15 protein-coding genes are annotated in these 11,959 nt (G+C 47.5%); 14 read left to right on the forward strand and 1 reads right to left on the reverse strand.

Features of this window, described 5'->3' with window-relative positions:
- Window positions 1–116: 116 nt before the first annotated feature.
- Window positions 117–1,370, forward strand: coding sequence for an aspartate kinase (locus ACUTVW_RS20180; protein ID WP_445647424.1), 1,254 nt, complete (start codon window positions 117–119; stop codon window positions 1,368–1,370).
- A gap of 77 nt (window positions 1,371–1,447) precedes the next feature.
- On the opposite strand, the gene ACUTVW_RS20185 is transcribed toward ACUTVW_RS20180, so the two are convergent.
- Window positions 1,448–2,197 (reverse strand): 2-phosphosulfolactate phosphatase, encoded by a 750-nt coding sequence (locus tag ACUTVW_RS20185; protein ID WP_445647425.1) that lies wholly within the window; start codon window positions 2,195–2,197, stop codon window positions 1,448–1,450.
- Between the two features lie 260 nt (window positions 2,198–2,457).
- On the opposite strand from ACUTVW_RS20185, the gene spoIIIAA reads away from it, so the two are divergent.
- The 13 genes from spoIIIAA to ACUTVW_RS20250 all read left to right on the forward strand — a co-directional run bounded on the left by spoIIIAA (window position 2,458) and on the right by ACUTVW_RS20250 (window position 11,842).
- Window positions 2,458–3,462 (forward strand): stage III sporulation protein AA, encoded by a 1,005-nt coding sequence (gene spoIIIAA / locus ACUTVW_RS20190; protein ID WP_445647426.1) that lies wholly within the window; start codon window positions 2,458–2,460, stop codon window positions 3,460–3,462.
- A complete protein-coding gene (gene spoIIIAB / locus ACUTVW_RS20195; RefSeq protein ID WP_445647427.1) occupies window positions 3,455–3,973 on the forward strand; it encodes a stage III sporulation protein SpoIIIAB in 519 nt (172 codons plus the stop codon). Before spoIIIAA ends, spoIIIAB begins: the two co-directional genes overlap by 8 nt.
- Window positions 3,974–4,002: 29 nt before the next feature.
- Window positions 4,003–4,206, forward strand: a complete 204-nt coding sequence (gene spoIIIAC / locus ACUTVW_RS20200; RefSeq protein WP_017687585.1) for a stage III sporulation protein AC — start codon at window positions 4,003–4,005, stop codon at window positions 4,204–4,206.
- 31 nt (window positions 4,207–4,237) lie between these two features.
- Window positions 4,238–4,627 (forward strand): stage III sporulation protein AD, encoded by a 390-nt coding sequence (spoIIIAD, locus tag ACUTVW_RS20205; RefSeq protein ID WP_445647428.1) that lies wholly within the window; start codon window positions 4,238–4,240, stop codon window positions 4,625–4,627.
- 56 nt (window positions 4,628–4,683) lie between these two features.
- Window positions 4,684–5,838 carry a stage III sporulation protein AE gene (gene spoIIIAE, locus ACUTVW_RS20210; RefSeq protein ID WP_445647495.1) on the forward strand — a complete coding sequence of 385 codons (1,155 nt, stop codon included), beginning with the start codon at window positions 4,684–4,686 and terminating at the stop codon, window positions 5,836–5,838.
- A 28-nt stretch (window positions 5,839–5,866) separates the two neighbouring features.
- Window positions 5,867–6,715, forward strand: a complete 849-nt coding sequence (gene spoIIIAF, locus ACUTVW_RS20215) for a stage III sporulation protein AF (RefSeq protein ID WP_445647429.1) — start codon at window positions 5,867–5,869, stop codon at window positions 6,713–6,715.
- Window positions 6,716–6,730: 15 nt separating this feature from the next.
- Entirely contained in the window at window positions 6,731–7,369 is a 639-nt protein-coding gene (gene spoIIIAG / locus ACUTVW_RS20220) for a stage III sporulation protein AG (protein ID WP_445647430.1), read from the forward strand.
- Between the two features lie 71 nt (window positions 7,370–7,440).
- Window positions 7,441–8,274, forward strand: a complete 834-nt coding sequence (locus ACUTVW_RS20225) for a SpoIIIAH-like family protein (protein WP_445647431.1) — start codon at window positions 7,441–7,443, stop codon at window positions 8,272–8,274.
- Between the two features lie 139 nt (window positions 8,275–8,413).
- Window positions 8,414–8,881: an acetyl-CoA carboxylase biotin carboxyl carrier protein gene (accB, locus tag ACUTVW_RS20230; RefSeq protein WP_445647432.1), complete on the forward strand. Its 468-nt coding sequence runs from the start codon at window positions 8,414–8,416 to the stop codon at window positions 8,879–8,881.
- 55 nt (window positions 8,882–8,936) lie between these two features.
- Window positions 8,937–10,280 carry an acetyl-CoA carboxylase biotin carboxylase subunit gene (accC, locus tag ACUTVW_RS20235; RefSeq protein ID WP_445647433.1) on the forward strand — a complete coding sequence of 448 codons (1,344 nt, stop codon included), beginning with the start codon at window positions 8,937–8,939 and terminating at the stop codon, window positions 10,278–10,280.
- Between the two features lie 215 nt (window positions 10,281–10,495).
- Window positions 10,496–10,906 carry an Asp23/Gls24 family envelope stress response protein gene (locus ACUTVW_RS20240; protein WP_090922519.1) on the forward strand — a complete coding sequence of 137 codons (411 nt, stop codon included), beginning with the start codon at window positions 10,496–10,498 and terminating at the stop codon, window positions 10,904–10,906.
- Window positions 10,907–11,054: 148 nt separating this feature from the next.
- Window positions 11,055–11,594 carry an alkaline shock response membrane anchor protein AmaP gene (gene amaP / locus ACUTVW_RS20245; protein WP_090922517.1) on the forward strand — a complete coding sequence of 180 codons (540 nt, stop codon included), beginning with the start codon at window positions 11,055–11,057 and terminating at the stop codon, window positions 11,592–11,594.
- Window positions 11,595–11,608: 14 nt separating this feature from the next.
- A complete protein-coding gene (locus ACUTVW_RS20250; RefSeq protein WP_445647434.1) occupies window positions 11,609–11,842 on the forward strand; it encodes a DUF2273 domain-containing protein in 234 nt (77 codons plus the stop codon).
- Window positions 11,843–11,959: the final 117 nt, after the last annotated feature.

Consider the following 11,959-nt stretch of genomic DNA (forward strand, 5'->3'; position numbering starts at 1 on the left):
AAGATTAGCCTAAGAGGCGCTTTCGTAATATACTGGGTTAAAGTCATTTCTCGTAGAGAATAATGACGAATGATATCAATTTATGCATACTGCACAAGGTAGGGAGTGGATTTGCGTTGTCATTGTACGTCATGAAATTTGGGGGCAGCTCGGTCGGAGATACAGAACGCATGAAGCGTGTGGCCGGACGTGTTGTGGAAAAAGCGGATGAAGGACATCAATGTGTCGTTGTGGTTTCGGCCATGGGGGATACTACAGATGAGTTGATTGATCAGGCGAAGCTGCTGAACAGTGATTTGCCTGCTCGTGAAATGGATATGCTTCTGACGACAGGGGAACAGATCTCGATCTCATTGCTGTCCATGGCAATCCAGTCACTTGGGCGCAAGGCCGTATCCTTTACAGGATGGCAAGCCGGTTTCCGAACAGAGCCGGTGCACGGTAAAGCTCGAATTCAGGATATTCGTCCTGAGCGTGTCAATGCTGCTCTGGCTGCAGGCAATATTGTTATTGTTGCCGGTTTCCAAGGCATGACCGAAGATGGTGAGATCACTACTCTGGGCCGCGGTGGTTCGGATACAACAGCTGTAGCGCTTGCAGCAGCCATTCAAGCGGACGCTTGTGAGATTTATACGGATGTGGACGGGATCTATTCCACAGATCCGAGAATCGTCAAAGTGGCACGCAAACTAAAGGAAATATCTTACGATGAAATGCTGGAGCTTGCGAATCTGGGAGCAGCGGTATTGCATCCTCGTGCTGTAGAGTACGCGAAGCATTCCGGTGTGCCTCTGATTGTTAGATCAAGCTTTAACCATAATGAAGGAACGGTTGTGAAGGAGGAAGCAACAATGGAACAAGGGGTAGTAGTAAGTGGCATTGCCTATGACAAAAACGTAGCTCGTATCAGTATTCTGGGTGTGCCGGATGTCCCGGGTGTTCTCGCTGAAGTATTCGGCGAACTGGCGTCCGAGCAACTGGATGTAGATATTATCGTTCAGAGCGGAGTACAAGATGGCAAAGCAGACTTTTCCTTCTCGGTTGCCCTGTCTGATCGTGAAAAGGCACTTCGCGTCATCGAAGGTCTGCATAGCCGTTTGCCTTACCGTGAAGTGACTTCCGAAGAGAATCTGGTTAAAATCTCGATTGTTGGTGCAGGTATGGTGAGTCATCCAGGTGTGGCTGCCAAAATGTTTAAGGTTATCTCTGGTGAAGGCGTAAGCATCAAGATGGTCAGCACGTCTGAGATCAAGGTGTCCTGTGTTATTGACGGAGAAAAACTCCACGATGTCATTAAAGCACTGCATACAGCGTATGATCTGGATACTGCAGAGCAAGCAGTCATTGGTGGACCACAAGTTCGCAGATAACAGATCGAAGATATATAGTCATAAATACAAAGAGGTGTACTGTTGCCAACCGGCCGCAGTACGCCTCTTTTGTTGTACTACAGCTGTTTGCACATATGACCTCCTCGTAATTTACGGTAAGGCTTTAACTCATTCCCTACCCGCATTTCCGGCACGCAATCCAATAGATTTAATTGGGAACAATAGGTAACATCATGCATTCTCCCCAGCTTATCGAGCCTTCGTGCACTGGATGATGTTCGAACCAAGTCGGTAATTCGATCCTGACATTGAGATACGGCTTGATGAAGAATGATACCAAGATCATTCAGCTGCAAAGGAGAACGGGTCTGACGATACAACTCTTCAATAATACATCCGGCACATAAGCCATCCTCTAATGCAAACTCATCCTGCTCACCTGCACACAATAACAAGATATCCCGTTGCAACTCGATCAGAGCGGCAGCAACAGCTTTTGCATTTAATAAAGCTCCGGCAAGAATATGTCTGGCTCTAGATGCCTTGATCAGAGCTCTTGTACCGTCTGTCGTGGTCAGGATGATGACTTTGTGCGCAATGTCAGGGCTCATATATTCATAGGGGGAATTACCCGCCTCGAATCCAGTAATTTTTTTGTCAAAACGTTCACCACCTCGAATGCTGTTCCGTACGTCCATCCGCTTGGCTTGCGGAACAGTCTCTGCAGCAATAACACCTGCGGCCTGATGGGCAAGGGCGGTCACAATCGTACTTGTCGTCCGCAAAACATCAATCACCACTACACTCCGACCCTCAATATCTATAGTACGCACTTCATTCACATTACCTACAACGTCGACACGCACACTCCACAACTCCTTTCTGTTCCTGGTAATGATGCAACTGCTTCTCAACCGGAACAGTCCATTCTGTCTGTAAGCATTATATGCATGCATACCTAGACAGGTGCCTAGATCACAGGTATCTATGAATTTTGGCTCTCACCGCCATCGTGAAGAAATGATAGATTTCAGCGTCATAAAATGAATGTACAGGCATAAACTTGAGATATGAACAAGATCAGAGAAGCAATCATGATGAATTATAAAGTTGGAGGAGCCTACTCATGAAAGTGAAATGGAGGGATCTTTTTCCGGAACCCATCCGAACCATCTTGGGCAGAATGCCGCCCGATCTATTGGAACAAGTGGAAGAAGTCCGTATTCGAGAAGGCAGGCCCTTGGAAATTAATGCAGGGAACAATTATCAGTTCCTCACATCAGAAGGTGTAGCCACAGGAAAACCTGAGGAAGCGTATATTCCTCAAAAAGAAGTGACGCACAGACTGCTTGATCTGATAAGCAATCACTCGCTCTATACCTTGGAAGAAGAACTGCGAAAGGGATTCATCACGATCCCGGGGGGGCACCGAATCGGACTCGCAGGCCGGACGGTACTCAGCGGAGGGCGTGTAGAATATTTACGGGACATCAACGGTTTTAATGTCCGTGTTGCACGAGAAGTGCAGGGGATTGCTGATCCAATTCTTCCGTATTTACTGGATATGAAAAATGGGCAGGTGCTGCATACGCTGATTCTATCCCCGCCCCAGCATGGCAAGACAACATTACTGCGAGATTTGGCAAGACAGATCAGCAACGGCAATAAGCTGTCTAGTGGCGACGAATGGAAACAAGGCATACGTCCTCGGCTAAAAGTTGCAATTGTGGATGAGCGTTCTGAAATTGCTGGCAGTTACAGAGGTGTCCCTGGTTTCGATGTAGGTCCACGAACAGACATCATGGATGGATGTCCGAAGGCAGAAGGCATGATGATGATGCTTCGCTCCATGTCACCGGATGTTCTGATTGTGGACGAGATTGGTCGTCCGGAGGATGCCGAAGCCGTGATGGAAGCTCTGCATGCAGGGGTTTCCGTTATTGCCACTGCCCATGGACGGGATTTGTCTGAACTGTCTGCAAGACCTGCTCTGAGAACGCTGATTACAGAGCAAATGTTCCAGCGCTATGTGCTGTTGCAAAGGACGAGCCGAGGGTTGAGCTTCCGACTGGCGGATAGCAAGATGCGCGGACTGCAGCAAGCCGGGGCTGGAGGTGAAGCCTTTGGTTAATATGTTTGGCGCGCTGCTGATTCTGCTAGCTAGCACACTCGCCGGTTTTTACAAAGCCAGGCAGTATGCATTGCGACCCAGACAGCTGCGTGAATTGATTGCTGCCCTGCAGCGGTTGATGACAGAGATTAATTACGGCTTAACACCGCTCCCTGACGCGATGAAGAAGATGGGAGCTCAGACAAAAGACCCGATAAAGACCCTTTTTTTACACGCAGCTGCACAGATGGAACCTCCGCATGGCCTTACTGCCCGAGAGAGTCTTCAGGCCGGTGTAGAACAGACGTGGGGGAGATCTGCGATGAAGTCAGACGAGCGGGAAGTTATGCTGCAGTTGAGTTTCAGCCTTGGCACCAGTGATCGTCAGGATCAGACGAAACATATTTCGTTAGCCATTCAGCAACTCATGCATGAGGAATCCCGCGCACAGGCCGATCAAGTGAAATACGAACGAATGAGCCGCAGCCTGGGGATGCTAGTCGGAGCGTTAATCGTCATTCTGATCTTCTGAAATAGCCGGGATAGCGAGGTGCCAAGGTCATGAATTTAGAAGTGAACGCAATCTTTCAAATTGCGGGCATAGGGATCATTATAGCGATGATTCATACCGTGCTGAAACAAATGGGAAAGGAAGATATGGCTCACTGGGTGACTGTAATCGGATTTGTCGTTGTACTGTTCATGGTCGTCCGGATGCTGGACAGCCTGCTGCAGGAGATTAAGTCCATATTTCTTTTTCAATAAAAATGGTCATGAAGCCGGATGGTGGTGACCCATGGAGATTATTCAAGTTGTTGGTCTGGCACTCATTGCAACCGTACTGATTCTAGTGATTAAGGAACAGAAGCCGATGTTTGCTTTTCTGATCGCGGCAGCAACCGGTATTGTGATCTTTATGCTCTTGATTGGCAAGATCGGTGCAGTGATCGAGGTGTTAAAACGTCTTGCTGAAAATTCCGGTATGGAGAGCATCTATTTGAAAACCGTGTTGAAGATTATAGGCATTGCTTACATTGCGGAGTTCGGTGCACAGATTGTAAGAGACTCAGGACAAGAGAGCATTGCATCCAAGATTGAACTGGCTGGCAAGGTATTGATCCTTGTACTTGCCATCCCGATCATCAGCATCATTATCGAAACGGTCATGAAACTGATGCCGGTGTAGAAAGGGCGTGCGGATAACAGATGAAATACCTGCATGACAAGCCGCGCTGGCGTCTCATGATTGTGCTGATGGTTTGTTTAATGTTTGCTGTAATTGGACAGGTTGCGGCTAGTTCCCCGTCAAATGAGTGGATGCAGCAACAGGCAGATCAGCTGCCGAAGGATCAGGTGGAGAAATATTGGGACCAGTTGATGAAACAATATGGTGGTTTTTTTCCAGAAGGAAAAACGCCATCCTTCATGGATATGTTAATTCCCGGGAATACAGGATTCAGTCTGAAATCCGTGTTCACTGCGGTTGGTACGTATGCGCTACACGAGGTTTTGTATAACGGCAAACTTCTGGTTACCATCGTCATGTTAACCGTGCTGAGTATGATTCTGGAGACACTACAGACCGCATTTGAGAAAAATAATATTAGTAAAATCGCCTATTCTATCTGTTATCTGGTCATTATTATTCTTGCGATCAACAGCTTCAGCGTGGCGATAGGGTACGCGAAAGAAGCGATATCCAGCATGATCAACTTTATGATGGCGATGGTCCCGCTTCTATTCACATTGCTAGCTTCGATGGGAAATGTCGTCACCGTGTCAGTGACACATCCGTTGATTATTTTCATGATTCACCTCGTAAGTACGCTAATTCATCTGCTGGTGTTCCCGCTACTCTTCTTCTCGGCTGTACTGCATCTGGTGAGTTCACTCTCTGATAAATACAAATTGACACAAATGGCGGACCTGCTGCGCAACATTAGCGTAGCCTTGCTGGGCATATTGCTGACGATGTTTCTGGGTGTCATTTCAGTACAAGGCGCATCGGGATCTGTTGCCGATGGTGTCAGTTTGAAAGCAGCCAAATACATCGCAGGAAACTTTGTGCCTGTTGTAGGAAGGACATTTGCAGACGCAACAGATACAGTCATCACGGCATCGTTGCTTGTGAAAAATGCGATCGGACTGACGGGCGTCATTATTATATTGTTCCTGTGTGCGTTCCCAGCCATTAAGATTCTGGCTCTGGCTTTGATCTACAACGTAACCGGAGCGATTATGCAGCCGCTCGGAGATACTCCGATCGTAGAGTGCCTGCAAGCGATTGGTAAAAGCATGATTTATGTATTCGCTGCGCTAGCTGCGGTGGGACTTATGTTTTTCCTGGCGATTACAATTCTGCTGACCGCAGGTAACCTGACCGTTATGATGCGTTAGTGCTTCCATGAGAAAGGGGCTGGAGAGGATGGGGTGGCTGAGCAGCTGGCTGCAGGATCTGATCATGATCGTTCTACTCGCAACGTTTGTAGATATGCTGCTTCCAAATCGATCTATGGAACGGTACGTCAAGCTTGTGCTGAGCCTTCTCATCCTGCTGACTCTATTATCACCCATCACCAAACTGCTGCGAAGTGATCCGGTAGGCGAACTGAAACGAGCCATGACAGCCATGGATGCTCCGACAGATGGCCAGGCAACACTCGAACAGATACTTGCTCGGGGGAAGCAAATGCAAGCGAGCGAGCAACAGCAGTCCTTGAAGTGGACGGCCAAGGAAGTGGCGAGCAACATGAAAGGACAGATTGAAGAAATGATCGGCGCGAAAGTTCAGTCTGTCGAGGTGCAGCTGGCAATGAAAAAACAAGATGTCGATACTGGGGCAACCACTTCTGTTGAACTACCTGTCATTCAGCAAGTTGTGGTTAAGATGGCGGGTAAGCCGGCAAAATCCAAACCGGATTCAGGAGGGGCAGAACCTGTCAATAGTCATCCGATATCAGAAACGAAAGAACTTGCAGAACAAGACGGAAACCAGCGGAGTGCTCCATCGATCCAGATTGATCCGATTGAAATTGCTAATGTACAGATTAAGTCGAACGGTGAGCAGTCAAATACGGATGAGGATCAATTATCTGCTCATCCTGTATCCGAATTACCTGTTACACCCGGCGATAGTGAAGATTCCGACGCAGAGAAAACAAGTGTTTCACGGTCTGAACATGCTGTACAGATTATTAAACTGTTACAAGAAAAATGGAAGATTGATGCGAGTCAAGTTCAGGTGACTGAGACGAAAAATGCAGAAGTGCTCTGAGAAGGAGGGGATCCGATGAAACCATGGTTCAAAAAGCTGGAAAACTGGATGGGCGGCGGTGAAGGTGGTGCAAAGCGCAGTCAAACCTTGCGTTGGCTGATCATTCTGGGACTGATCGGTGTGGGCATCATGCTGTTTAATTCTTTTGTCAATGTCAAAAAAATAGATTCCGAAAACATCGGTCGGGAACCACCGGAACAAGCCTCCTCCATGTCAGCCATCCAGAATGATTTAATGGAAGAGAATCCTTTTCAGGCGATCGAAATGGCATTTGAAGACAAGGTCAAAGGGGTGCTGGAAAATATCGTAGGCGTGGGCACCGTTGATGTGATGGTCACCGTAGATTCCACCGAAGAACTGGTGGTGCAGCGGAACGTCAAAGATTCACAGCAGCTTACTGAAGAGACGGATGCCAATGGTGGCAAACGACATATGACGCAATATACCCGTGACGGAGAGATCATTACGTATGAAATATCAGGAAATCAGACGCCGATTGTCACGAAAAAACTAAAACCGCAGATTCGTGGTGTACTCGTCGTGGCAAAAGGTGCAGAGAACAAGGTTGTGAAAGACTTGATTACAGATGCTGTTGAAAAAGGTTTAAACGTTGCTGCGTACCGGATCTCGGTCGTTCCGCGCAAACAGGATTGAAGAAATCATTCACGACGGATCACATGAAAAGTGTTGCCAGAGTCAACCCTATTTTGAGGAGGATGTACTAAATGAATAACAAACGTCAAACGATATGGCTCGTCTCCATGCTGAGTCTGATGGTTATTTTGTCCGCATATTATCTGTTTACTGAAGATTCGGGACCTGTAAAAATGCCTGTTGCTGATAGTCAGCAAGTGAATGGTATGAAACAGGGAGAAGCGAAGGAAACGGCCGGTATTGTGGATCCAACAGAGGGTTTGGTCATTAACGAAGTTGTGAATAGCGGAGAAGTGACGGGCGATTCGGGTGTAGCCGATGATCCGGCTGAAAATACGACGGGTGCGAACGGACAGGAAGCGGGAAAAACTGAAAAAACACCTGTAGCTGAGCCAGGTGCAAAAGAAGGGGAAACCGATAAAAAGTCAGAGAATAGTGCCGAAAACGGAGCAATGACCACGCCGAAGACCGAAGGGAAAACAGAGGGCGAGGCTGCCAAGACGGACGAGGAAGTGCTCAAAGAGATGGAACAGCAAAATACCGCTGTGTCCGCAAGCAGTCAGTTCCAGAATTACCAGTGGCAACGTGAGGAGAGCAACAATCGCAAATACGAGGAATTGATGACCGTTGCAGGTGATCTGAGTAAAACACCGCAAGAGAATGCAAAAGCGACAGAGCAGTTACGGGTGCTCGAAGATAAACAGGCCAAAATTACAGGTATCGAAGAAACGCTCTCCCAACAGTACGCAAATGCAGTCGTTCAGGAAGAGGCTGACAAGTATAAAGTGGTGGTTCTGAGTGACAAACTTGACGTTAAACAGGCGGTTTCTATCGTTGATCTGGTTATGAAAGAATTGTCTGTATCCCAGAACAAAATTAGCGTGCAATATGTCACAGAACAGTAAGCGAAAATGTGATAAGGAAGCCCCGGGAGCTTGTTCGACTCTCGGGCTCTTTCCATTTTTAATGATTATGATATAATACTAAAAGCCATATGACCGTCCTAGTGAGACTGGCATGATGCCGAAGGAGTGAATAATGGAAATGTTTAAATTGAGTGAAATTAAAGAATTGATCAAATTGGTGGATGAAAGTTCCGTTCAGGAATTGGAAATTGAAAATGAAGGATCGCGTTTATCGATCCGCAAACCGGGCAAAACGGAGTTTGTACAGGCTGCTGCCGTACAACCGCAAGTGATTGCTGCTCCGCAGGCACAACCTGCTGCTGCAGTTGTAAGTGAGTCTGCTCCACAAGCCGATACAACAAGTCATTTACATAAAATTGTATCTCCCATGGTAGGTACATTTTACAGAGCTTCCTCACCGGAAGCAGGTTCTTTTGTGAGCGTGGGTGATAAAGTTGTTGAGAAAACAACCGTATGCATCATCGAAGCCATGAAGCTGATGAACGAGCTTGATGCGGACATCAAGGGAGAAATCGTTGAGGTGCTGGTTGAAAATGGACAGCTTGTTGAATATGGACAACCCCTGTTCCTGGTAAAACCCGAATAACGGTTATAACTGGTTAACAGCAGCCGCATGAGCTTCGAAGGAGGACAATAACGAAATGAAATTTCATAAAATATTGATTGCCAATCGTGGCGAGATTGCTGTGCGCATTATTCGTGCTTGCCGCGAGCTTGGCATATCGACAGTGGCTGTTTACTCGGAAGCGGACAAGGACTCATTGCATGTCCGTCTGGCTGACGAGGCTTACTGTATCGGACCAACGCTGTCCAAGGACAGTTATCTTAACTTTACCAACCTGATGAGTGTTGCCACTTTGACGGAGTGTGATGCCATCCACCCGGGATACGGCTTTTTGGCAGAGAATGCTGATTTCGCGGAAATCTGTGATTCCTGCAACATTACATTTATTGGGCCTTCACCGGAAGCCATCACTAAAATGGGTGACAAGGCTGTAGCCAAACAGACCATGAAAGATGCAGGCGTGCCTGTAATTCCTGGATCAGACGGCCTTGTAGAAACAACGGAAGAAGCGATTATGATTGGCCGTGATATCGGTTACCCTGTCATTATCAAAGCTACCGCTGGTGGTGGAGGTAAAGGGATTCGGATTGCTGAAGACGAAGATCAGCTAGTGAAACAGATTACAGCAGCGCAGCAGGAGGCTCAGAAAGCATTCGGTAATGCCGGTGTATATCTGGAAAAATTCCTGACAGGTATGAAACACGTTGAAATTCAAATTATGGCTGACAAGCATGGCAATGCTGTTCATCTTGGTGAGCGTGACTGTTCCGTTCAGCGCCGTCGTCAGAAGCTCGTTGAGGAAGCGCCTTGCCCTGTGCTGAACGAGGAAGTACGCACCCAGATGGGTGACGCTGCTGTCCGTGCTGCCCTTGCGGTGAATTACTCCGGAGCGGGTACACTGGAATTCCTGCTTAGCCCAAATGGCGAGTTCTACTTTATGGAGATGAACACACGTATTCAGGTTGAGCATCCGGTAACCGAAATGGTAACTGGTGTGGATCTGATCCGTGAAATGATCTCTGTTGCCGAAGGGAATCCGCTTTCTTTCCGTCAAGAAGACGTCGTCATCAATGGATGGTCGATTGAATGCCGGATTAATGCTGAGGATCCTGATCGGAACTTTATGCCTGCACCAGGCAAGATTGGTTTTTATCTTGCTCCGGGCGGCCCAGGGGTTCGTGTGGATAGCGCAGCCTATCCTGGTTATACGATTTCACCGTTCTATGACTCCATGATTGCAAAATTGATCGTCTGGGGTGCAACCCGCGATGAAGCGATTGCCAAAATGAAGCGTGCTTTGGCAGAGTTTGCGATTGAAGGTATCTCTACAACGATCCCTTTCCATCAGAAACTTCTGGAGCATCCAACGTTTATCCGCGGAGATTTTGACATCAAATTCCTTGAGGAAAACGAGATTTAATAGTCATATTGGGCTTGTTTGTCATAAAGCAGCCCAAATGATATAGTATGAATAATAAGAGCGCATGTCTCCTGCATCGGATAAGCCCGCACACCAGCGGATGGCTGCAGGAGTTCCGGTAAAGCCGGACCGGAGGGGTTCCAGCGTTTATGAAAATGAACCGGCGCCCTGACGGATGGCCGCAAACTTATCTCGCGAAAGGTGTGTTAAACATTATGAGTACACTACCGACAGAATTTGAACGTACGGATATCGGTGAAATCCAGATCGCACCTGAAGTAATTGAAGTGATCGCTGGACTTGCAACAGTGGAGGTAAAGGGAGTAGCAGGAATGAGCGGTGGATTCGCAGGTGGATTCGCAGAACTGCTGGGCCGCAAAAACCTTTCAAAAGGGGTTAAGGTTGAAGTAGGTCAACGCGAAGCTGCAGTGGACGTTTCCGTTATTATTGAGTATGGATACCGTCTGCCACAGGTTGCTACTGAAATCCAACAAAACGTAAAGCGCTCCATTGAGAATATGACAGGACTTAACGTGAATGAAGTGAATGTGCACATCCACGACGTTCAGTTCAAGAGTGCTGAAAAAGTGGAAGAGATCGACCTGAACACGCAACGTGTAAAATAAAAAAGACAGATTTCCCCCGGCACTCCTGTCGGGGGTTATCCCGTCTTGGACAGGTCTTTGGTTATGCACTTCGGCTGGACAAGGTGATGAACGTTATGCCATTCAGCAAGTTAAGCAATGTGAGTGAGCAAGGGAGGCTGTGCAGTTCGTGGCTAAAATACTGGATCGGCTTCTGTTGTTTATATACAGCATAAGCGTAGGAGCAATATCGGCAGCGGTCATCTTACTGATTAGCGGTGTGCTGCCATACGAATTGAATTACCAGCAGGAACAAAATGTCATTGTTGCGTCCATTGTCGCAGCTGCGATTTTGTTTGTCCTGAGTTTACGTTTTTTCTACATCTCGATTCGGCGTGAGCGCGGCTCGTTGCCGTCTGTGGATCAACGTACCGAGTTCGGGGATGTGCAGATTTCGATGGAGACGATTGAGAACCTCTGTCTGAAGGCAACATCCCGCTTTCGTGGAGTACGTGACGTCAAAGCGCGCATTCGCGTGGTTGAGTCAGGACTGGAAATTAAGATTCGGGCCGTTGTGGATGGGGAGACACCTATTCCGGCACTGACCACGGATCTGCAAAAGGCTATACACGATCATGTTCAGGAGATTACAGGGATTCCGGTTTCTTTTGTAACAGTGTATATCGCTAATGTGACCCAGTCGCCTAACTACAAGAGTCGCGTGGAATGAGGTGAGTTTCACTGATGTTGTGGAGAGAGATTTGGGATAGCTACAAGGGACGGATTCTTGGCGTTGCCTTTGGTATCCTGCTAGGATTTCTTTATGTATGGATCGGTTTTTGGGATATGTTGTTCTTTGCACTTTTGGTGTTCATTGGTTATACATTTGGCAGACGAAGCGATGAGAAGCTTGGTTCGTTTATTCCCTGGGTGGAGTTACGACAATGGCTCGGGGATCGCTGGCGCCCGTTCAAATGAGCCTATCAGAACCCTGCAATATGTTTCCTCCGAAAATAGAACTGTAGTTTGAGTTGCCCGATTTTCGGAGGAAACGTTTTGCAGGTTTTTTTGTGAGAAGAGATCGCAATATCTGAA

It is taken from the genome of Paenibacillus sp. TSA_86.1, assembly GCF_052691815.1.

Coding starts and splice junctions, on each gene's coding strand:
- spoIIIAE (WP_445647495.1), top strand. CDS start 4,684: ATGATTGTGCTGATGGTTTGTTTAATGTTTGCTGTAATTGGACAGGTT.
- ACUTVW_RS20225 (WP_445647431.1), top strand. CDS start 7,441: ATGAATAACAAACGTCAAACGATATGGCTCGTCTCCATGCTGAGTCTG.
- accB (WP_445647432.1), top strand. CDS start 8,414: ATGTTTAAATTGAGTGAAATTAAAGAATTGATCAAATTGGTGGATGAA.
- ACUTVW_RS20250 (WP_445647434.1), top strand. CDS start 11,609: ATGTTGTGGAGAGAGATTTGGGATAGCTACAAGGGACGGATTCTTGGC.
- ACUTVW_RS20240 (WP_090922519.1), top strand. CDS start 10,496: ATGAGTACACTACCGACAGAATTTGAACGTACGGATATCGGTGAAATC.
- accC (WP_445647433.1), top strand. CDS start 8,937: ATGAAATTTCATAAAATATTGATTGCCAATCGTGGCGAGATTGCTGTG.
- spoIIIAG (WP_445647430.1), top strand. CDS start 6,731: ATGAAACCATGGTTCAAAAAGCTGGAAAACTGGATGGGCGGCGGTGAA.
- spoIIIAD (WP_445647428.1), top strand. CDS start 4,238: ATGGAGATTATTCAAGTTGTTGGTCTGGCACTCATTGCAACCGTACTG.
- spoIIIAC (WP_017687585.1), top strand. CDS start 4,003: ATGAATTTAGAAGTGAACGCAATCTTTCAAATTGCGGGCATAGGGATC.
- spoIIIAF (WP_445647429.1), top strand. CDS start 5,867: ATGGGGTGGCTGAGCAGCTGGCTGCAGGATCTGATCATGATCGTTCTA.
- spoIIIAA (WP_445647426.1), top strand. CDS start 2,458: ATGAAAGTGAAATGGAGGGATCTTTTTCCGGAACCCATCCGAACCATC.